The 22,242-nt window shown below is 40.8% G+C and carries 22 protein-coding genes; 21 read left to right on the forward strand and 1 reads right to left on the reverse strand.

Annotation, left to right across the window (positions count from 1 at the left end; translation table 11 throughout):
• The first annotated feature begins 172 nt into the window (after positions 1-172).
• The 6 genes from T543_RS12430 (at position 173) to T543_RS12455 (ending at position 5,513) form a co-directional block, all read left to right on the forward strand.
• The gene (locus tag T543_RS12430; RefSeq protein ID WP_330369999.1) at positions 173-454 is read left to right on the forward strand and encodes an excisionase; all 282 of its coding nucleotides are present in this window, start codon (positions 173-175) and stop codon (positions 452-454) included.
• A 98-nt stretch (positions 455-552) separates the two neighbouring features.
• A complete protein-coding gene (locus tag T543_RS12435; RefSeq protein WP_035768966.1) occupies positions 553-1,794 on the forward strand; it encodes a tyrosine-type recombinase/integrase in 1,242 nt (413 codons plus the stop codon).
• A 129-nt stretch (positions 1,795-1,923) separates the two neighbouring features.
• A complete protein-coding gene (gene ychF, locus T543_RS12440; RefSeq protein ID WP_035768968.1) occupies positions 1,924-3,021 on the forward strand; it encodes a redox-regulated ATPase YchF in 1,098 nt (365 codons plus the stop codon).
• 277 nt (positions 3,022-3,298) lie between these two features.
• Positions 3,299-4,219 (forward strand): CPBP family intramembrane glutamic endopeptidase, encoded by a 921-nt coding sequence (locus tag T543_RS12445; RefSeq protein ID WP_035768970.1) that lies wholly within the window; start codon positions 3,299-3,301, stop codon positions 4,217-4,219.
• Between the two features lie 32 nt (positions 4,220-4,251).
• Complete coding sequence (locus tag T543_RS12450) at positions 4,252-5,316, forward strand: SPFH domain-containing protein (protein WP_035768972.1); 1,065 nt, start codon at positions 4,252-4,254, stop codon at positions 5,314-5,316.
• The gene (locus T543_RS12455) at positions 5,316-5,513 is read left to right on the forward strand and encodes a type II toxin-antitoxin system antitoxin (protein ID WP_026492054.1); all 198 of its coding nucleotides are present in this window, start codon (positions 5,316-5,318) and stop codon (positions 5,511-5,513) included. The genes T543_RS12450 and T543_RS12455 overlap by 1 nt, the downstream gene beginning before the upstream one ends.
• A 165-nt stretch (positions 5,514-5,678) precedes the next feature.
• On the opposite strand, the gene T543_RS12460 is transcribed toward T543_RS12455, so the two are convergent.
• Complete coding sequence (locus tag T543_RS12460) at positions 5,679-6,326, reverse strand: 3'-5' exonuclease family protein (RefSeq protein ID WP_242839515.1); 648 nt, start codon at positions 6,324-6,326, stop codon at positions 5,679-5,681.
• Between the two features lie 420 nt (positions 6,327-6,746).
• On the opposite strand from T543_RS12460, the gene mraZ reads away from it, so the two are divergent.
• The 15 genes from mraZ to T543_RS12535 all read left to right on the forward strand — a co-directional run bounded on the left by mraZ (position 6,747) and on the right by T543_RS12535 (position 22,204).
• Positions 6,747-7,187 carry a division/cell wall cluster transcriptional repressor MraZ gene (mraZ, locus tag T543_RS12465; RefSeq protein ID WP_035768977.1) on the forward strand — a complete coding sequence of 147 codons (441 nt, stop codon included), beginning with the start codon at positions 6,747-6,749 and terminating at the stop codon, positions 7,185-7,187.
• A gap of 18 nt (positions 7,188-7,205) precedes the next feature.
• Positions 7,206-8,147 (forward strand): 16S rRNA (cytosine(1402)-N(4))-methyltransferase RsmH, encoded by a 942-nt coding sequence (rsmH, locus tag T543_RS12470; protein ID WP_035768979.1) that lies wholly within the window; start codon positions 7,206-7,208, stop codon positions 8,145-8,147.
• 45 nt (positions 8,148-8,192) lie between these two features.
• Complete coding sequence (locus T543_RS12475; RefSeq protein WP_035768980.1) at positions 8,193-8,633, forward strand: FtsB/FtsL family cell division protein; 441 nt, start codon at positions 8,193-8,195, stop codon at positions 8,631-8,633.
• Between the two features lie 51 nt (positions 8,634-8,684).
• A complete protein-coding gene (locus T543_RS12480) occupies positions 8,685-11,012 on the forward strand; it encodes a penicillin-binding transpeptidase domain-containing protein (RefSeq protein ID WP_051638767.1) in 2,328 nt (775 codons plus the stop codon).
• 122 nt (positions 11,013-11,134) lie between these two features.
• Positions 11,135-12,505: a UDP-N-acetylmuramoyl-L-alanine--D-glutamate ligase gene (gene murD / locus T543_RS12485; protein ID WP_035768981.1), complete on the forward strand. Its 1,371-nt coding sequence runs from the start codon at positions 11,135-11,137 to the stop codon at positions 12,503-12,505.
• Positions 12,506-12,516: 11 nt separating this feature from the next.
• Positions 12,517-13,686: an FtsW/RodA/SpoVE family cell cycle protein gene (locus tag T543_RS12490; RefSeq protein ID WP_242839516.1), complete on the forward strand. Its 1,170-nt coding sequence runs from the start codon at positions 12,517-12,519 to the stop codon at positions 13,684-13,686.
• A 2-nt stretch (positions 13,687-13,688) separates the two neighbouring features.
• Complete coding sequence (locus tag T543_RS12495) at positions 13,689-14,546, forward strand: cell division protein FtsQ/DivIB (protein WP_242839517.1); 858 nt, start codon at positions 13,689-13,691, stop codon at positions 14,544-14,546.
• A 79-nt stretch (positions 14,547-14,625) separates the two neighbouring features.
• Positions 14,626-15,864 carry a cell division protein FtsZ gene (gene ftsZ, locus T543_RS12500; RefSeq protein WP_035768985.1) on the forward strand — a complete coding sequence of 413 codons (1,239 nt, stop codon included), beginning with the start codon at positions 14,626-14,628 and terminating at the stop codon, positions 15,862-15,864.
• 216 nt (positions 15,865-16,080) lie between these two features.
• The gene (nrdR, locus tag T543_RS12505) at positions 16,081-16,593 is read left to right on the forward strand and encodes a transcriptional regulator NrdR (protein ID WP_035768986.1); all 513 of its coding nucleotides are present in this window, start codon (positions 16,081-16,083) and stop codon (positions 16,591-16,593) included.
• A gap of 107 nt (positions 16,594-16,700) precedes the next feature.
• Positions 16,701-18,311 carry an ABC transporter substrate-binding protein gene (locus T543_RS12510; RefSeq protein WP_035768987.1) on the forward strand — a complete coding sequence of 537 codons (1,611 nt, stop codon included), beginning with the start codon at positions 16,701-16,703 and terminating at the stop codon, positions 18,309-18,311.
• 22 nt (positions 18,312-18,333) lie between these two features.
• Positions 18,334-19,278, forward strand: coding sequence for an ABC transporter permease (locus T543_RS12515; RefSeq protein ID WP_035768989.1), 945 nt, complete (start codon positions 18,334-18,336; stop codon positions 19,276-19,278).
• Positions 19,278-20,111, forward strand: a complete 834-nt coding sequence (locus T543_RS12520) for an ABC transporter permease (protein WP_051638768.1) — start codon at positions 19,278-19,280, stop codon at positions 20,109-20,111. The genes T543_RS12515 and T543_RS12520 overlap by 1 nt, the downstream gene beginning before the upstream one ends.
• The gene (locus T543_RS12525; RefSeq protein ID WP_035769536.1) at positions 20,102-20,896 is read left to right on the forward strand and encodes an ABC transporter ATP-binding protein; all 795 of its coding nucleotides are present in this window, start codon (positions 20,102-20,104) and stop codon (positions 20,894-20,896) included. Before T543_RS12520 ends, T543_RS12525 begins: the two co-directional genes overlap by 10 nt.
• Before the next feature lie 9 nt (positions 20,897-20,905).
• Entirely contained in the window at positions 20,906-21,676 is a 771-nt protein-coding gene (locus T543_RS12530) for an ABC transporter ATP-binding protein (RefSeq protein WP_035768992.1), read from the forward strand.
• A gap of 108 nt (positions 21,677-21,784) precedes the next feature.
• Positions 21,785-22,204 (forward strand): hypothetical protein, encoded by a 420-nt coding sequence (locus T543_RS12535; RefSeq protein WP_035768993.1) that lies wholly within the window; start codon positions 21,785-21,787, stop codon positions 22,202-22,204.
• Positions 22,205-22,242 lie beyond the last annotated feature (38 nt).

Raw genomic sequence — 22,242 nt, forward strand, 5'->3', positions numbered from 1 at the left:
ATATGACCATTTAAAGAATGTTTTAATAAGGAGGTGATTAATAAGTTCTCTAGAGCGTGAGGCCAAATGTTTATTGTTTTGGATAATAATTTTAGAAAGGGGAAAGAAATGATTAAAGCGTTAAGATTTGCTATGACCAAATCGGTATCGCATGCATTTTTAAGGAGAAATTATGGAGAATATGAAAGTGATTGGTAGCATGGATGGGATGACAACAACAGTGTCAGAGAATAGCGCTGATGATATTTTGAAGAATACACATATTGTAATTCCTGTCCAAAACAAAGTTGCGTTAACTATATCCGAAGCTGCTGCTTATAGCAATATAGGCCAGAACCGGATAAGTAATCTGCTTAGAACACCCAATTGCCCATTTGCTCTTTTTGTGGGTAATAAGAAACTCGTTAAACGGCGAGAATTTGAAAAATTTTTAGAGAGCAGATTGACAGTTTGAACGGCATAATGTTGAAACATCTATTGAGAAAAAAGGGCGTAAATGGTACACTTATAAAGTTGTACCGAGCTCTTTTTCATGAATGAAAGGAGTTCGATATGGGACTAGATTTAAAAGGTAAAGAATTAGGAAAGGGGTTATCACAGCGTAAAGACGGCAGATACTCAGCGAGATTTAGGTCAAAGACAGGCAGAATAGAAAAGTATTTTGACTCTGTTCCAGAGGCTAGAAATTGGCTTGAGGATGCAAAGTATAAAGCCAAACATAACACTGTATTAGCACCATTTGAACTGACAGCAGATGAAATAATGAATTCAGGCAAGTGCCCACAGGATTTATCTGATATGACTGTGGATGAATGGTTTGATTTTTGGATGGAAAATCTTATTCCGAAGCTCTCATATAATACAAGACGTAATTATCGCGAGCGTTATACTAAAAATGTAAAGCCTGTTGTAGGTAAACTGAAGATTACAGATGTAAAGCCTCTTCATTGTACGAAAGTTCTGCTTGATATGAATGATGACTATGCTGGCTCTACAATTCGCCAGACGTTCATACAAATGGGAACAATGTTTAAATCGGCTTTAGATAATGATATTATACAAAAGCATCCCATGGATGGAGTAAAATATACAAAAGCAGTCAAAAAAATGTCAGATATTAAGGTTCTTACTGTGGAAGAGCAGAGAAAGTTTCTTGAAGTGGCTGAAAGGTCACATAATAAAGACCAGTACAACTTCCTTTTGCAGACAGGACTTAGGACTTCCGAACTTGTAGGGCTGACTTTTAGTTCAATTGATTTTGAAAAGAAGACCCTGACTATTGATAAGACTCTTGAATATCGGCATAATGTTGGAGAATGGAGAGCGGGTTCACCGAAGACAATAGCGAGCTATAGAACAATTCCGCTTACAGAATGTGCATACAAGATTCTAAAGAGGCTATATGATGAAAGAAAAAATAGGTTCGAAGCTAAAGAACTTAATCAGGTTCTTTCATTTGAGGATAGGCTTACTGGAGAAACAAGACAACTCGATATGAATGACCTTGTGTTTGTGAATTATCGTACAGGAATGCCAACCAAGAACAGCTCATACGATACACATTTGTACAAACTGTGTGATGAAGCGGGAATAAAACATTTCTGTATGCATGTACTGCGTCATACTTATGCAACGAGGGCTATTGAGCGTGGGGTAAGTCCTAAAGCTTTACAAAAATTATTAGGCCATGCAAGCCTGCAAGTGACTATGGATACTTATGTTCATGTGACAGATGACTCTAAGTTTAAGGCTGTGAGACAATTTGAGGGCAAGAATCCAGAAGAAAATAATTGATATTTGAGAAATCTACGCCCTTGTTGTATAAAAGGGCGTAGAACTATTTTAAAAAAGGGCGTAAAAAGGGCGTAAACTTCCCTGATAAAACCCCAAAAACCCTTTAAAATAGGGAAAGGAGAAATATTTATGAAACTAGGAATCGTGGGACTTCCGAACGTCGGAAAGAGTACCCTTTTTAACTCACTTACAAATGCAGGAGCACTTGCTGCTAACTATCCTTTCGCAACAATTGATCCTAACGTTGGAATCGTTGCTGTTCCGGATAAGAGACTTCAGCTTCTTGGAGATCTATATCATTCCAAGAAGGTAACACCTGCCACTATCGAGTTCGTAGACATTGCAGGACTTGTAAAGGGTGCATCAAAGGGTGAAGGCCTCGGAAACCAGTTCCTTGCTAATATTCGTGAGACAGACGCAATCGTGCATGTAGTCAGATGCTTCGATGATCCTAATGTTGTTCATGTAGATGGATCAGTTGATCCTGCAAGAGATATAGAGACAATCAACCTCGAGCTTATTTTTGCAGATCTTGAAGTTCTTGAGAGAAGAATTGCCAAGACAACCAAGGCTGCAAGAATGGACAAGGCAGCAGCTAAGGAACTTGAACTTCTTAACAAGATCAAGGCAGTTCTTGAAGACGGCAAGATGGCTAGAGAGCTTGAGCTTGATGATGAAGATGAGAAGGCACTTATGAACACCTATGACCTTCTTACATGGAAGCCTGTTATCTATGCAGCTAATGTCCTCGAGGATGATCTTGCAGATGATGGAGCTTCTAATAAATATGTAGCAGCTGTCCGTGAGCTTGCATCAAAATCAGGCAGTGAAGTATTTGTGATCAGTGCTCAGATTGAAGCTGAGATTTCAGAACTTGAGGCAGATGAAAAGGCTGAGTTCCTTGAAAGTCTCGGTCTTAAGGAGTCAGGCCTTGATAAACTAATAGCAGCAAGCTATAGAACTCTTGGACTTATGAGCTTCCTTACATCCGGCGAAGATGAGACCAGAGCATGGACCATCAAGATCGGAACCAAGGCACCTCAGGCAGCAGGTAAGATTCATACAGATTTTGAAAGAGGATTTATCAAAGCGGAAGTCATCAACTATGAAGATCTTCTCCGTGAAGGTTCCCTTGCAGCAGCAAGAGAAAAAGGACTTGTCCGCATGGAAGGAAAAGAGTACGTCGTTCAGGACGGCGATGTGATATTGTTTAGATTCAACGTGTGATACTGCAAAGTATCGCAGCAAAATAAAGAAGGACACCAATGCAAGCTCGCTTGCTTATTGGTGTCCTTCTTTATTTTGGTATGAGGCGCGCAGCGCCTCAACGAGAAATCGCTAAGCGATTTCGAGTCTGCGGTGCTTTGCAGTATCACTTCTTTATTTTGCCAAATTGGCAGTTTACTTTTGAAATATTAATGATATCATAATGATATCAGATAGATAATACATATGAAAACCGCAAGTAAATCCTTCGGAATTTTCATAGAAATTGGAGGGAATTATGGAAACTGATCAATACACAAACCGGAATTTTAGTAAGTACCTTCGCTGGGTATTTATGATCGCCTGGGTAATGCAGGTAGCGATATGGATGCTCTACCAAAACGGCGGAAGAGTACCGGGACAACTACTAATGTCAATCATGATGTATGCGCCACTTGTTGCGGTACTATTAGCAGGTGTGAAGCTTAAGGGCATGGGATGGAAGCCGAGGCTTAAGGGCAACATAGGAGTTTTGCTTTTTTCATGGTTTATGCCGACAATCCTGACATTTATCGGAGCTGCTTTATACTTTGCTATTTTCACAGGCCATCTTGATCTGACAGGAGAGAGCATAATGGCATCTCTTGGGGATGCCGGAACTGCCGCGTTGGAACAGCTTAAAGCGCAGGGAATCAGTTATGCTACTTACATGCTTATGACTTCCATAGGGGCTTCGATATATGCACCGCTTTTAAATATGTTTTTTGCAATCGGTGAAGAGGCAGGCTGGCGAGGCTATATGTACCCGGTATTAAAAGAAAAATATGGGAGAAAGAAAGGTGTCATTATCGGCGGAATCATTTGGGGTATCTGGCACTGGCCTCTTATAGGTCTTATCGGATATGAGTATGGATATGAATACGTTGGCTTCCCAATAACCGGTATGCTTATGTTCCTTTTATTTACGATTGCACTTGGAATTATGTGTGACTGGGTTTATGAAAAGAGCGGATGCATCTGGTTTCCTGCAATCCTTCATGGATCAATCAATGCTGCAGCGACTATTCCGATAGCTGTATGCAGGGCTGATACAGGAAGCTTTAGACTGCTTGGTCCTGTGCCTAATGGTTTGATCGCAGGACTTCCGATAATACTGGTTTCATTATGGCTGTTACATAAAAATTATAGTGCAAAAAACATTAAAAACTATCAGCAGTAAAGACTGGTTTATAAATAATAGGAGGAAAGATCATGAATGAAAATGTAAAAGAGAAAATTTTAAATGGACCAAAGAACGGAATGGTAATGATGTGCATCACAATGTGCGCATACGCAGCAGCAATAGCGCTGCTTGTTGTTACTGCTATAGGGCTTGATGGCGCTGCGGTTCTTATTACCGGTGCTACATCAGCAGGTTTTAACCAATTCCTGTTTATCCTTAGCTGTGTATATGTAGCTCTTGGATGGATCCCGTTTCTTGGACTTAAGGTGTTAAAACCGGGCGAAGCGCTTGTTCTTACACTATTTGGGAAATACATTGGAACACTCAAGGAGGATGGATTTTATTATGTAAATCCTTTCTGCATAGCATTTAATCCTGCAGCAGATACTAAGCTTGGACAGAGCGGAGACATCGCTGATAAAAAGATGATAGCAGGAGTAAAAATTTCCGGCGCTGACATGGAACTTAGTGGTTCATCATCCAAGAAGATTTCGCTTAAGGTTATGACACTTAGCAATTCGAAACAGAAGGTAAATGATCTTCTTGGTAATCCTGTAGAAGTTGCTGTTGCTGTTATGTGGAGAGTTACTGATACCGCGAAAGCTGTTTTTGCAGTGGACAATTATAAGGAATACCTGTCACTTCAGAGCGATACTGCTGTAAGAAATGTTGTTAAGCTATATCCTTATGACATTACAGAGAATGTCGATACTACAGGCGATGGCAAGGCGGATGACGGAAGTCTTCGCGGTTCTACTGAGGTAGTAGCACAGCGTATTAAGGATGAAATTCAGGCAAAGGTTTTGGATGCCGGAATAGAAATAGTTGATGCCAGAATTACTTATCTTGCTTATGCACCTGAAATAGCCGCAGCAATGCTTCAGAGACAGCAGGCTGCAGCAGTAGTTGATGCAAGAAAACTCATAGTTGACGGAGCTGTAGGAATGGTCGAACTTGCCTTGGAGAGACTTAATGAAAAAGACCTTGTTGAACTGGACGAGGAGAGAAAGGCAGCCATGGTTTCAAATCTTCTCGTTGTTCTGTGCGGAAATCATGATGCTCAGCCCGTTGTTAATTCAGGAAGCTTGTACTAATGGCTGAAAAAAAGCAGGTTCCCTTAAGACTGAGCGCAAAGTTATATGATGCCATTGCTGCCTGGGCAGAGGATGACTTTCGATCGGTAAACGGGCAGATAGAATATTTGCTCACGGAATGTGTAAAGCAGAGAAAAAAGGACGGCAAGTATGTTTCAGAACATCTCGATGAGCCGCCTGAATTCGATATTAAATAAGATGAAATATAAGAAAACCCTTACTGCATTTCTTTTCTTTCTTTTAGAAACAGCGGTAAGGGATTTTTCTTTAAATAGAGCTCTTAATAGGACTCATAACAGAATTCATAACAGAATTCATAACAGGACTCATAAAATAACTCTTATTAGAGCTTCTATAGATGCTTACAGTTTTGCGCATGTATAGACATCAAGGCCTTGCCCTAAAAGCTTCATTATTGTTAATTCATCAATTGCATCTTCTATAGCATTGTGGACTTCACTGTAAGCGGCATCTTTACGGAGCATCTTTAAAATATTTTCAACTGAATAGCCGCTCTTTAGACGACCGCTTTTGCATAACGCGGCATCGTCGGGAATAGAATGGTTGAACTGCTTGTATGCCGCAATGCGCATGATGTCATACCACTCAAAACCTGATAATTCCATGAGGTGACTGCGGTCAAATCTTGCGTTGTATGCATATATTCCGGTAACACCATTTTCTTTGAGATAATCGCTTATCCCGGATATGGCTTCTTTTCTGGAAACAACCTCCATGGGGACGCTGCAGGAAGTCCTTAGCACTCCTGAAAACATACCGCCGACTCTGTATTCGGGATCGATCACATAATACTTGGAATCTATGTGCTCAAAGCCTGCGGGATCGGCAAGAGCTATTCCTATGGACATTACTTCATCATTCCAGTTAGTTTCTGTATCTATAACAGCAATCGTTTTATCTGGCTTTTTTGCTCTTTTTGTTGTGGGAACTTTTGAACTGTTCTCAGAGCTGTTTTTTATCATGTTTAAAAAATCAAGGCTGTAACTCATGTTTCTCCATATTAATAAAAGTAGTTTAATAAAGGTATTTTGCTATTACCAATATATAAGATAAGCGCCTTACGGGTAATAGCCACCTAAAACATCATAATTGATTATCGTTTTTGAGACAAGGAAAAGCTTCCCTGGTATTATTCTTTTGCAAAAAAACACATAAATTAATTTTAAATATTTATTAAGTATATATAAAAATATTATTAAAACTAAATATAGATATTATAAAAATCCAATCCACAATATCTTGCGCAACACACCTTGAAAATTTGTCTCTAAGGTGTGTTTTTGTTAGTGGAAATCAGCATTTCAAAGGACTCAAACAGTTGTTAAAAATATAAAAATGGTTTATTATACATTTAGGTGGTAAAAAGTGTCACTTTGTGGTGGCAAATGGTAGATAAGTGGTAAAAAATTATGGGAAGGGCATACAAAGGCGAATACAGCCATTCAATCGATGCAAAAGGACGACTGATCATCCCATCCAAGTTCCGCGATTTGCTAGGAGAGCAATTTGTTGTGACTAAAGGATTTGATGGATGTCTCTTTGTGTTTGATCAGGATGGATGGGACGCTTTTGAAGAAAAGCTCAGAAACCTTCCTATGGATATTCCCGGAGCTAGGCAACTTGGCAGATTTTTCATGGCAGGTGCCGATGATGTAGAAGTTGACAAACAGGGAAGAATACTACTTAAGCAGAATTGGTTACAACATGCCGGAATTGAGAAAGAGGCAGTGGTAGCCGGCGTTGGAAACAGAGTTGAAATCTGGAGTAAGGATAAGTGGGAAGAAGCAACCACATTTGATGATATCGATAGCATTGCTGCTAAGATGAGCGAATATGGACTCAGTATATAAGGTAATAAGGTATACGATATGGATTTTAAACACTATTCAGTACTCCTAAATGAGACGATTGACAACTTAAATATTAAACCTGATGGCATTTATGTCGACGGAACCCTGGGAGGTGCCGGACACAGTAGCCACATAGCTGCAAAGCTTTCAGATGGAGGCAGACTGTTTGGAATTGATCAGGATGAGGATGCTATAAAAGCGGCATCCGAGAGACTAAGGCCATACGAGGATAAAGTGACGATCATCCGCGACAACTACGAAAATGCCGTGAGCAGGATAAAAGAGCTCGGGGTCAATGAAGTCGACGGAATAATACTCGATCTTGGCGTTTCTTCTTTTCAGCTTGACAATGAGGAACGCGGCTTTAGCTACAGGTATGATACTCCACTTGACATGCGAATGGACAGAAGACAGGAACTCACTGCAAGAGAGATTGTAAATGAGTTTTCTGAGATGGAGTTATTCCATATTATAAAAAATTACGGCGAAGATAAATTCGCCAAAAATATAGCAAAACATATAGTTGCAAACAGAAAGCAGAAGCCAATAGAGACCACTTTCGAACTGAACGAGATCATCAAGGCAGCGATTCCTGCCAGGATGAGGGAGAAAGGCGGCCACCCCTCAAAAAGAACTTTTCAGGCTTTGAGAATAGCTTGCAACAGAGAATTGGAAGTGCTTGAAAATTCGCTCGATGGAATGATCGATTTTCTTGCACCCGGCGGAAGAATCTGCGTGATCACATTCCATTCTCTTGAGGACAGGATTGTCAAAAACAATTTCAGGAAAAATGAAAATCCCTGCACCTGCCCTCCGGAAATACCTATCTGTGTGTGCGGAAAGAAATCAAAAGGAAAAGTAATCACAAGAAAGCCGATCTTGCCGTCGGAAAAAGAACTTGAAGAAAACAGCAGAAGTAAGAGTGCTAAGCTCAGAGTCTTTGAAAAAATAACCAAATAGCAGTTTCAAAGTAGCTTTGTTTGCGCGTTTTTATGAGGAAATATTATGGAAAAAAGATATGTTTACGGCAACACGGCAAGAAAAATAAATAATCCCCAAAGAAGAGATGACATACCGCTTCACGTTCAAAAAAGAGCTCAGGCAAAAAGACGTGCGCATAGAATGAGTTTTGGATATTTGTTATTTTTGACACTTGCAGTCGTGGCCACAGGGGTTATACTTACATGGTACATAACTCTGCAGGCGCAGATAAAAAACAGTGTAAAGACAGTATCCACACTGGAAGCAAAATTAAACACGTTGAGACAGGACAATGACGAAGCTTACAACAAAGCGGTGAGCAGTCTTGACCTTGAAGAGATAAAGCGAATTGCTATAGGCGAGTATGGTATGACCTATGCTACTGAAGGACAGATTGTTGAATACTCAAATGAGGGAGGAAACGATTACGTCAGACAGGTTGCTCCTATACCTGACGGGAACTGACAGGGGATAAAAAGGTGGCTTATATGCAATAGAGCAGTATTGGTAGATGGTATGAGCAGAAAGAAAAATAAAACACAGAAGTTTACATTGGGAATGAAGAAAAAGCTGGCAGTGCTGTTTGCGATAGTACTGGCAGCTTTTGCCTGTTTAAGCGTCAGATTATTCCTTATTACAAGAAATAACGGCGAAAAATATCAAAAACAGGTTTTGTCGCAGCAAAAATACGATTCCCTGACTATACCTTACAGGCGCGGTGAGATCATCGATTCCACAGGAACGGTTTTTGCTTATAGTGAAAAAGTATATAACATCATACTGGATGCAAAACTTATTTTGTCGGATGAGGCATTCCTTGAGCCTACTGTTACAGCTCTTGTCACATACTTTGGATTCGATGAAGGTGAGATAAGAAATTACATATCAGATCATCCGACCTCACAGTATTACGTCCTTGCAAAGCAGTTGACTTACGCGGATATAAGTGATTTTCAGGCGCTTATAACCTATGGAACGGATACTTACGACAAAAATATCCAGGGTGTTTGGTTTGAGGAAAACTATATAAGAAAATATCCAAATGGTAGAATGGCCTGTGATGTTATCGGTTTTACGACAAGTGACAATGCAGGAATATTTGGCCTTGAAGAATACTATAATGACGAACTCTGCGGAACAAACGGAAGAACATACGGATATCTGGATGAGGACTCAAATCTTGAGAGAACCACAATACCTGCAACAGATGGAAATACGATAGTAACGACCATAGACGGAAATCTTCAGTCCATAGTTGAAAAGTATCTTTATGAATACAATGAGACAAATAAGAATGCCATAAGAGAAGGAAACGGAGCTAACAACGTTGGCTGTATCATGATGGACATCCATAACGGTAATGTCCTTGCAATGGCAAGCTACCCTAATTTTGATCTGAATGATACCAAGAACACTGACAACCTGCTTGGAATGCCAAGGGTAAATGAGAATGGTCTGAAAATGGACGGAGAAAGTCAGCTTGACTCAGGTGTTTACATCACTCAGGAAATGCTTGAGGAGATGACGGATGACGAAATACTTTGGAATCTGAATGCGCTTTGGAGAAATTTCTGTATCTCCGATACTTATGAACCGGGATCTGTCGCAAAACCGTTTACAGTAGCAACCGGCCTTGAAAACGGCAACATTACCGGAAATGAAGTGTATCAGTGTGATGGTGTGATGGAAATTGGTGGATGGCCAATCCACTGTCATAACAGATATGGTGACGGACAGGTGTCTGTAGCGCGTGGTATAGAGATATCATGTAACGTTGCTATGATGAAAATAGGTCAGGCAATAGGAAGTGAGACCTTTAGTAAATTCCAGAAAGAATTCGGATTCGGACTTAAGACAAACATTGACCTTGCAGGAGAGGCAAGAACCGAGGGACTTACCGTATCTGCTGATGATATGGGATCGGCAGAACTTGCGACAGGAACCTTCGGACAGGGCTTTAATGTGGATATGATCGAGATGATCACTGCTTTTTGCTCCCTTATAAATGGTGGTAATTTCTATGAGCCTCATATGGTTAAGGAGATAAGAAATTCATCCGGTGCTACTATAAAGAGCATTGAGCCCAGGGTTTTAAGACAGACTGTATCTGAATCTACATCAGATAAGATCATAGAATATTGTAATCTGGTTGTTTCAGGTGAAGAAGGAACAGGTAAAACTGCACGTCCTGCAGGCTACATGATAGGGGGAAAAACAGGTACTGCCCAGACTCTTCCCAGAGGAAACGGGCAATATGTGGTATCATTTATGGGATATGCTCCTGCAAATGATCCTCAGATCGCAATATATGTTGTCGTGGACAGACCAAATACTGCAAGACAGGATGATGCTAAATTTGCAACAGGAATAGTAAGAAAGGTCCTTACTGAAGCACTTCCGTATCTCAACTTCCCCATGACTGAAACTGTTACGGAGGAAGAACAGGCTGAACTTGATGCATTAAGGGAGCAGGAAATAATGATGTCTGCTGCAGCAAAAGCTGAGGTTGAACCTTCGGAAACCGCTGAGGGCGAAGAAACAGCTGAAGGCGAAGAAACAACTGAAGGCGAAGCTTCCGCAGAGGAGGGCGAAAGCGCTGAAACTGCAGAAGGAGAGGAAGGAGATAATTCTTCCGAAGAAGGTTCATCAGATGGAATCTGGGAGGCTATACCTGAGGGCGAAGAAGGCGCTACGGAGGAAGAAGAGGATAAGGAACCTGTCTGGAAGTCATTTGAGATAGATGAAGAAACCGGATTTTACGTTGATCCTGATTCAGGGGCTCTTATAGATCCGGAAACCGGAGAAGTCTATGGAGGAGACGTACTTCCTGATTTTGGAGGCTGATTTAATAGCCAAACTTACTCCATTTTTGAGGGTAGTGTAAAGCAAGTTATGAAAACATTAGACCGTCCTAAGGAATCCACCGCAAGCGGTACCCCCTTAGGACCATAAAAAGAGGGATAAATATGAATGCAAATGATATAAGAGGCAATAAAGTTCTCGTAATAGGTACCGGCATTTCCGGAATAGGAAGCGCAAAGCTGCTTGGGAAAGTTGGCGCAAAACCTGTTATTTTTGATGAAAATAAGAATATATACGAAAGAGAAATAAGAACCAAGCTTGAGGGCTATAAGGGCGATGAACCTGAAATAATAATCGGTGAGCTTCCCGATGAAATAATAAAGGAACTGGTGCTTGTTGTTCCGAGTCCTGCAGTTCCTATGGATTCTCCTATAATGACAAGACTTATAAATGCAGGGATTCCGGTATGGAGTGAGATAGAGCTTGCCTTTAATTTTGCTAAGGGCAGAATGGTTGCGATAACCGGAACAAACGGTAAAACGACAACGACAACTCTCGTAGGAGAAATTATGAAGGCTCATTTTTCATCAACTTATGTTGTTGGAAATATAGGCTATTCTTATGCTGAACGAGCACTTGAAATGAATGACGATACTGTTTCAATAGGCGAGATAAGCAGCTTCCAGCTCGAAGCGGTGGACAATTTTCATGCAAATGTATCTGCAATCCTTAATATCACACCGGATCATCTTAACAGACACCATACTATGGAGTGCTATGCACACATGAAGGAAAATATAACAAACAGACAGACAAAAGATGATACCTGTGTACTTAATTTCGATAATGACTATACAAGAAAATTTGCAGACAGATGCCCTGCAAAAGTTGTTTTTTTCTCAACTCAGAGTAAGCTTGAAAACGGTTATTATCAGGATGGCGAAGAGATATTCTTTGCTGAAAACGGAAACAGCACAAGAGTCATGAATATACATGATATGAATCTTGTCGGCAGCTGCAATATTCAGAATGTCATGGCGGCAATAGCAATGGGCAGAGCCATGGATGTTCCGATGGAAACAATCCTTAAGGTTGTAAGGGATTTCAAGGCTGTTGAACACAGAATAGAATATGTCGCTACCAAGAATGGAGTTGATTATTACAACGACTCTAAGGGCACTAACCCCGATGCGGCCATACAGGGAATAAAGGCAATGGATAAGCCTACATACCTTATTGGAGGCGGCTACGACAAGGGAAGTGAATTCGACGAGTGGATAGAAGCTTTTGGTGGTAAGGTTAAAAAGCTCGTACTGATGGGCGCTACAAAGGAAAAAATAGCCGAGTGTGCAAAAAAACACGGCTTTAATGATTATGTTTTACTTGATACTTATGAGGAAGTTTTGAATTATTGTTCTGAAAATGCGAAGGAAGGGGAAGCTGTTCTTCTTTCTCCTGCCTGCGCGAGTTGGGATATGTTCCCGAGCTATGAAGTAAGGGGAAAACAGTTCAAAGACTATGTAAATAGTTTATAAGGGGGATTTTTATGCAGACTGCAAGACAGATGGCAGGAGGCAGACAAAAAAGAGAAGTGAAAAAAGAGGTTTATGTGGATTATAGTATGATCTTTATAACACTTTTTTTGCTGGCTTTTGGTCTTATAATGGTTTATTCAACAAGTTCATACGAGGCAAATATTAGTAAGGGCGATTCTGCCTATTATTTTAAGCATCAGCTTTTGCCAACAGTTATAGGTGTAGGGGCTATGTGGTTTGTTTCAAGGGTGCCTTATCATGTATACAGAAAGCTGGCTGTACCGGCTTATTTTGGATCCATGATCTGCATTATGCTGGTTAAAACACCACTTGGAATGACAGTTAACGGAGCACGAAGATGGTTCAAACTGTGGAAATTCTCAGTTCAGCCGGCGGAAATAGCTAAGCTTGCTATGATCATTGTTCTTGCTACACTTATCAGTACTCTTAGCAAGAGGATAACTCAGCCCAGAGCCTTTTGGCTTGTTATGGGGGTCCCGCTCCCTGTATGCGCACTGGTTCTTGGCGTTACAAAGAATCTGAGTTCTGCGCTTATTATTTTCGGAATTGCGTTTACCATGTTGTTTATATCAACACCGGGATACAGGAAGTATATTCTGATCGTTCTGGCTGTTTTGGCAATTGCTGCGGCAGTTGTACTCTTTGTTGTAAATGCCGGATATCATAGCCAGTTAAATTACCGTTTTGTGAGAATCCTTGCCTGGCTTGATCCGGAGGCTTATGTAAACGACAAGGGATATCAGACTCTTCAGGCGCTGTATGCCATCGGTTCCGGCGGCATATTTGGAAAAGGTCTTGGCGAAAGTATGCAGAAGCTCGGCTTTATTCCCGAAGCTCAGAACGATATGATCTTTTCGATCATCTGCGAAGAACTGGGATTATTTGGCGCAATTGCGGTCATGCTCATGTTCCTTATCCTTATATGGCGCATGATGGTTATTGCCAACAATGCCCCTGATATGTACGGCGCACTTCTGGTAATCGGAGTTATGGGTCATATTGCTATTCAGGTTATTCTTAATATCGCAGTTGTAACCAATACTATACCTAATACAGGTATTACACTGCCTTTTATAAGTTACGGCGGAACGGCTACCATATTTTTGCTTATGGAGATCGGTATAGTATTTAATGTTGCAAGACATATCAGGGTTGACTGAGCATGAAAAAAAGAAGACGAGTAGTTAGAAAAAGGCAGAGACCTTCGGGCGGCATAAATAGCTTTAAAATGCCCGGGCTTAAATTGCCTGATATAAGATTTAGAATGCCGGAATTTAATTTTGGCGAGTTTGTAAGGCTCCACAAAAGCATATGTATAATAGCGGCCTTTTTTCTCATAGTTTGTGTATTGGCGCTGGGCGGATGCCTTTATATATACAATAATTACACGATAAAACAGGTCTATGTGGACGGAAATACCCACTACACGGATCAGGAGATCATGGATATGGTAATGACAGATTCCCTTAGCAGGAATTCAATATATCTGTCATTCCTGTATAGGAACAAGGAAATTACCGGAATACCGTTTGTTGAAAAAATGAATGTCGAGGTCTTATCTCCCGACACGGTAAGAATAAACGTCTATGAAAAAGCTGTTGCCGGATACGTCAAATACCTGGACAGATTCATCTACTTTGACAGAGAGGGAATGGTCGTGGAAACCTCAGAAGAGGCTTCCGATGATGTTCCGCTTGTACTGGGGCTTGATTTTGATTATGTGATACTTCATGAGAAGCTTCCTGTAGGAGATGAGACTGTTTTTGCAGAAATACTCGATATTACACAGCTTCTTGCAAAATATGATCTGGATGCTGACAAGATATTTTTTGACAGTGAATATAATATTTATTTGTATTTTGACGGAGTAGAGGTTAATTTGGGCACAAATGAAAATATTGATGAAAAAGTCATACAATTGCAGTATATATTGCCCGAACTTCAAGGAAAAAGCGGAATTCTTAAAATGTCAGAATACAATTCGGGCACTCAGAACATTACTTTTGAAGAGAAAAAATAAAAATTCTATGTTGCGAATTTTAGCAAAAGATTATAATATAGCATGTAGGAGTTTTAGGTTATGAAGGAGGAGCACTATCTTGCTTGAACTAAAGTCGAATGAGGCAGAATCCGGTGCCAAAATTATAGTTGTTGGGGTTGGCGGTGCAGGAAATAATGCTGTAAATAGAATGGTAGAGGAAAATATTTCCGGTGTTGAATTCATCGGAATTAATACTGATAAGCAGGCTTTGCAGCTTTGCAAAGCTCCCAAGCTTCTTCAGATCGGTGAGAAGCTTACCAAGGGTCTTGGTGCAGGAGCAAAGCCTGAAATTGGTCAGAAGGCCGCAGAGGAGAGTATGGAAGAAATATCAGCAGCACTTAAGGGCGCTGACATGGTATTTGTTACCTGCGGTATGGGTGGCGGAACCGGAACCGGTGCTGCACCTGTAGTTGCGAAACTGGCCAAAGAGATGGGCATTTTGACCGTAGGTGTTGTTACAAAGCCTTTTGCTTTTGAAGCACGCGTACGTATGCAGAATGCACTCGCTGGAATTAATACTATCAAGAATAATGTGGATACACTTATTGTCATCCCCAATGACAAGCTTCTCCAGATTGTTGATAGACGTACAACTATGCCTGATGCGCTTAAGAAAGCCGACGAGGTTCTTCAGCAGGCTGTACAGGGAATTACTGATCTGATCAATGTTCCGGCAGTAATCAACCTTGACTTTGCAGATGTACAGACTGTAATGAAGGATAAGGGAATTGCGCATATCGGTATTGGTTCAGGTAAGGGCGACGATAAAGCAACTGATGCTGTTAAGATGGCAGTTGAGTCTCCTCTTCTTGAGACAAAGATAAATGGTGCTTCCAATGTTATCATCAATGTTTCCGGTGATATCACACTTATGGATGCATCTGTTGCATCTGACTATATCAGAAGTCTTGCAGGAGATGATGTTAATATTATCTTCGGTGCGATGTATGATGAGTCAATGTCTGATACATGTAACATCACTGTTATCGCAACAGGAATTGATGAGAAGGCAAGCACAGGCGGTTTAACAAACACAGCTAAACCTGCAGCTCAGACAGCACCTCAGCAGCCTTCAGCTCAGCAGATTACTCCCAACGTAACTGCTCAGCCAGCAGCTCAGACAACTGTTCAGCCTACGATCAGTACACTGGAAAGTGCAGCAGCACAGGCTCCCAGAGTACAGGCAACACAGCCTCAGGTTTCAAGACCTGCAACAGGCCTTAATCGTACACCGGAAGTTCGTAGCTCAGTAGAAGCTAAGAGCCTTAAGATTCCGGATTTCTTACAGAAGAAATAATTTTCAGAACATTTAGAGCGCTACACCTAAGCAGGGTGTAGCGCTTTTTTCGTATAAAAAATATCAATCCCAATAAAAACCTCACATGCTATCCCTTATCACGCATTTTTTTGTGGAATATTTCGTTAAACAATGATACAATAACTTGTGTGGGATTTTTTTATCATACAAAATATTGACGTTGGGGGAAGTGCTAAGCACGGAAAGGTTATTGTTATGAAGTGTCCTTTTTGCGGTAAAGACAACACTAGGGTTATTGATTCGAGACCTGCGGATGAGAATACATCCATAAGGCGTAGAAGAGTATGCGATTCATGCGGAAAGAGATTTACTACTTATGAGAAAGTAGAGACCATACCGCTTATTGTTATCAAGAAGGATAATAATCGCGAACCCTATAATCGCGCAAAGATTGAAGCGGGTGTCTTAAGAGCATGCCACAAGAGACCTGTTAGTGCAGAACAGATCAGCAAGATCGTGGATGCTGTTGAAACAGAAGTTTTTAATCTTGAGCAGAAAGAAATACCGAGTAGGATCATTGGGGAGCTGTGCATGGATAAGATGAAGAATCTTGATCCTGTTGCATATGTAAGATTTGCATCGGTTTACCGTGAATTCAAGGATGTTAATACGTTTATGGATGAGCTTAAGCTTGTTCTCGAAAAAGAGGACGAGGGACTTATAACTGATAATACTGATAAAAACACACCTTTACTTAAAAAAGAATAATTGGATTTTATCGTTAAATATCAGTAAAACTGCTTGACATGGTTATCCGGTTTCCTTATAGTGTTAAAGGCACCAATAAAACTAAATAAGGAAAGAAGGATTGTAACATGATGAGAAAAGGTTATGGGAGGAGATCCCTTTCAATTCTTTTGGTTGTGTTATCGACACTGACTATTACATTGGGTGGATGCTCAAGTAAAAAGGCAGAAGATTCCGCGGAAGTAACCAACGAGCAGGTGGCAGATGCCAGCCAGGAAGATGGCGGTGAAGTCACAGAAGCAGATGGAGAAAACAGTTCGGATGATCTTTCAGAGATTACCGTAGGTATCCCACAGGATATTGACAGTATGGACCCGCACACAGCTTTGTCGGCAGGATCCAGAGAAGTACTGTTCAATGTATTCGAGGGACTCGTTAAGCCTGATGAAGAAGGTAATCTTAAACCTGCTGTAGCCAGTGACTACTCAATTTCAGAAGATGGAAAGGTTTACACTTTCACACTAAGAGATGGAATTAAGTTCCACGACGGAACCGAGGTTACTGCAGAGGATGTAAAATATTCTATTGAGCGTAATGCCGGTACTGACGGAACTGATCCGTTGATATCGGCATTTTCTAATATAGAAAGTGTTGAAGTAACGGATGAGAAGACTGTAGTAATGACACTTAAAGAGTCAAATACAGAGTTTCTTGCATATATGACAGTTGCCATTATTCCGGCATCAAATACAGATACTGAGACAAATCCTATCGGCACAGGCCCTTACAAATTTGTTTCACGTTCACCTCAGGAGAACATTGTTCTTGAGAGATTTGATGATTATTGGGGCGACAAGGCATATATCAAAGACGTAACATTTAAGATTGAAGCAAATTCTGATTCTGTAGTTATGGATCTCGAGGGCGGGTCAATCGATCTGTATCCCAGAGTAACAAGTAATCAGGCTTCACAGCTTTCTGATAACTTTGAAGTATATGAAGGAACAATGAATCTTGTTCAGGCACTTTACCTGAATAACGATGTAGAGCCTTTTAATAATCAGTTGGTGCGCCAGGCTCTTTGCTACGCTATTGATCCTCAGACTATCATGGATTTTGTTTCAGATGGTAAGGGTACAGAGATCGGAAGTAGTATGTTCCCTTCATTTGGAAAATATTACCTTTCAGAGCTTACAGAAACATACAACCAGGATATCGACAAGGCAAAAGAGCTTCTTGCAGAAGCAGGATATCCGGATGGATTTGATTTCACAATTACTGTTGCTTCAAACTACACACAGCATGTAGATACAGCACAGGTTCTTGTAGAAGAGTTTAAAGAGATCGGTGTAAACGCAACTATCCAGGAAGTTGAATGGAATACATGGCTTTCTGATGTTTACACAGGCAGACAGTTTGAATCAACTGTAGTTGGTGTAGATGCTTCAACACTTACAGCATACGCTATGCTCTCAAGATTCAGGTCTGATGCTAACAACAATTTCATTAACTACAACAATGCAGATTATGATGCTGCTTTTGACGCTGCTGTAGCTGCTGTAGATGATGATGAGAAAACAGAGCATTACAAAGAGTGTGAGAGAATTCTTGCAGAGACAGCTGCGAATGTTTACATTCAGGATCTGCCGGAGTTTGTAGCACTTAACAAGAAATTTACAGGATATACATTCTATCCTCTTTATGCACAGGATATTTCAAAGATTCGTCCTGCACAGTAATTAAGAATTGAGGTACACGCATATGAGATACGTATTAAAGAAAGTTCTTAGCATGGCTTTGACACTATTTGTAGTATCCATATGCGTGTTCTTTGCTTTTAGCCTTATACCCGGTGATCCTGTCACCAGAATGTTCGGAACGGAGGCAACTCCGGAGCTTATTGCACAATACAGAGAAAAGATGGGGCTAAATGATCCCCTTATCGTTCGATATTTCAGATGGCTCTTTGCATTTTTACAGGGAGATATGGGAACCTCGTATGATTACAAGATCCCGGTTGCGGGAATGCTTGCTGAAAAGGTTCCGATCACACTTACACTTGCAATCATGTCTTTTGTGATCATGACTATCATCTCAATTCCGCTTGGCATATATACAGCGAAGCATGAAAATGGAATCGCAGATCATATAGTTAACGTGATCAATCAGATAATAATGGCTATTCCGCCATTTTTTTCAGGAATAATAATGACATTTATATTCGGTCTGGTGCTTAAGATGTTTAAGCCCGGCGGATTTGTATCATATACTAAGGACTTTTGGGGATTTATAAAGTATCTTATTTTACCGGCTATAGCAATAGCGCTTCCAAAAGCAGCGATGGCGACCAAACTCCTTAGAGGTTCTGTTATAGACGAGGCTGCCAAGGATTATACAAGGACGGCCTACAGCAGAGGAAATACGACAAACGGCGTTTTATATCTGCATGTATTAAAAAATGCGATGATTCCCGTTGTTACTTTTATGGGAATGGCGCTTGCCGACATGGTTGCCGGAAGTATAGTAATTGAGCAGGTTTTCGGAATACCCGGAATCAGCAGGATACTTCTTACATCCATAAACAACAGAGACTATCCTGTGGTAGAAGCGATCATCATGGGAATATCTGTATTGGTACTTCTTATAAACCTTTTGGTTGATATTATTTACAGAATTATTGACCCGAGAATAGAGGTCGAGAGCTAATGAATATATTAAAAAAGATATTTAAAAAGAATAAAGCGACCGGGCAAAGAAATACTTTCCTTATCATGGGAACGTTTATCACCGGGATAATCGTACTTCTTGTTATAGCAGGTATTTTCTACACGCCCTATGATCCGACTAAAATGGATTCAAGTGCCAAGCTTCAGGGCATTTCGCTGAAACATATCATGGGAACCGATCACATGGGAAGAGATGTGTTTAGCAGAGTTCTCTATGGAAGCAGGGTTACTCTTGCCATTGCAACTTCAACGATAATAATAGGCGCCGGAATAGGAACGATAATCGGTGCTTTTACCGGCTATTTTGGCGGAATTGTGGATGAAGTCATAATGAGAATAATCGATGCTATGCTTGCATTCCCCAGTATTTTACTGGCGCTTGTATTCGTGAGCTTATTTGGCACAGGAACGTATCAGGTTGCTATAGCACTTGGAATTTCCTTTATCCCGAGTTTTGCCAGAATTGTAAGAGGCGAGATACTAAGATGCAAAAATATGGATTATGTAGAGGTTGCAAGGCTTCAGGGTGTATCTGACCTTAGGATCATATTTGTGCATATCCTGCCAAATACAGTTGGGGTCTTGATGTCTACAATAATGATTGGTTTTAACAATGCTGTTCTGGCAGAAGCAGGACTTAGCTTTTTGGGGATAGGCGCTCAGCCTCCCTATGCAAGCCTTGGAAATATGCTTTCCGATGCGCAGAGTTACCTTTTTACGCAGCCAAGCTATGTTCTATCAATCGGTGTAACGATTGTGCTTACAGTACTGGGATTTTCATTCCTTAGCGAGGGTATTAAGAGATGGGAATAATACTTGATGTTACGGATCTTCATATAGAATTTCACGATCATGATCTGCCGGAGACGGTTGTTGAGGATTTTGACCTCATGCTGGAGGAGGGCGAGATCGTAGGCATAGTAGGTGAGTCGGGTTCCGGAAAAAGCATGAGTGCTCTTGCAATCGCGGGACTTTTGAAGAGACATGCGCTTACCAAAAAGGGAAGGATCATGTTTGATGGACACGACCTTCTGACCTGCGACAGAAATACGCTCAGATCCTATCAGGGAGACGAGATATCAATGATCTTTCAGGAGCCTATGACTTCTCTTAATCCGGTTAAGAAGATAGGCTGGCAGGTTGAAGAATCTCTTAGAATACATCATAAAGAGATAAGCCGCGAGGAAAGGAAAAAGCGCGCTATTGAAATGATGGATGCAGTAGGGCTTCGCGAACCTGAGAAAGTATACAGCATGTATCCTCATGAACTTTCGGGCGGAATGAGGCAGAGAGTTATGATCGCCGCAGCCATGATCGGTCAGCCGAGAATACTGATCGCAGATGAGCCCACGACTGCACTTGATGTTACGATTCAGGCGCAGATAGTTGAGCTTCTAAGGAAAATCAACAAAGAAAGAAATACAGCTATCATTTTCATATCTCATGACCTGTCACTTATCAGGCAACTTTGCCAGAGAGTAATCGTAATGCAGGGCGGAAATATAGTTGAGACCGGAGATGTCGAAGAGATTTTCAGATCTCCTAAGATGGGATATACCAGAAAACTTATTGCTGCCATACCGCAGATCAATCTATAAGAGAGAACTATGGAACAGGAAAAAGTAATAGAAATTAAAAACTTAAATGTATATTACAAAAACCACAAGAAGTCACCGCTTAGCAGAGATAAAAAGAAACATGTCCTAAAGGGCATTGATCTGGATGTTTATGAGGGTGAGATCCTGGGACTTGCAGGGGAGTCAGGCTGCGGCAAATCTACACTTGCCAAGGCTATTGTCGGGATGAACAAAGACATTACGGGAGAGATCATTCAAAAATATTCCGATTCTCAGATGGTTTTTCAGGATCCTTATTCTTCACTTAATCCCAGCAAAAAAATAGGCTGGCTGTTTGAAGAACCGCTTCGTGTTGATAAAAAGCGCAAGTGGACACCAAAAGAGATGAAAGAACGCGTTAAAACCGTAATAAAAGCGATAGGGCTTTCTGAAAATATGCTGGATAGATATCCAAATCAGCTCTCCGGCGGACAAAGGCAGAGAGTCAGCATAGGTGTTGCGCTGATGAGATCGCCCAAGGTGATAATCGCGGATGAGCCTGTTTCTGCGCTTGATGTTACTATTCAGGCTCAGATACTTGAACTTTTGCGCAGCCTTAATAAAAATATGGGGATTACTATCCTCTTTATATCTCATGACCTGAGAGTTATTTATCAGATATGTGACCATGTTGCCGTAATGAGAGGCGGAATTATAGAAGAATATGGGGAGCCTTCTTCTGTTTACAGGAATCCTCAGTGTGATTATACAAAGGAGCTTTTGAATGCTGCAGGAATAATTAAAAAAAATTTTAATAAATGACTAAAGTTTTATTTCAAATTGCCGATAATATAAACATAGTAAGGAAATGCAATTGATTATAATGGCTAAAAGAAGTAAAATAATTCATTGAAAGAAAGGAGGGGGAACATGAGAATAGACGCTTCATCAGGTAGCGAAAATTTATATGGAATCTATAATCGGATCCCCTCAGCTGTATCGTTCCTTTCCGGTAAAAATCCGTCAGAACAGAAAAGCGCAAATAGTAAAGAAGATAATATACAGAATGAACAGGCGGTGGCTTCCACTCAGAGAGTGAATTCCACGATCGGAGATCTTTCAGTAACATTTGGAAACAAAGATGAATCGCTTGTTGGTCTTGGAAATATAGGTGGAATACAGTCTAACGTAATGAGACAGGCTGTAAACAATATGCAGAAGGATTCAGTACTTCATGAATATCAGTACTTTGTAGGATCCGGAGCGATCAGAAATACAGCAGATCAGGTTAACGGTAATTCTAAGGTTATCGTTGATGACGAAGATGGTGTTATCATCCGTAAGAGCTAATTAAATACACTTTGACCATTTGCTATTTATTCGGGCAG

Source organism: Butyrivibrio sp. NC2002 (assembly GCF_000702265.1).
Taxonomy (GTDB): Bacteria; Bacillota; Clostridia; order Lachnospirales; family Lachnospiraceae; genus Butyrivibrio.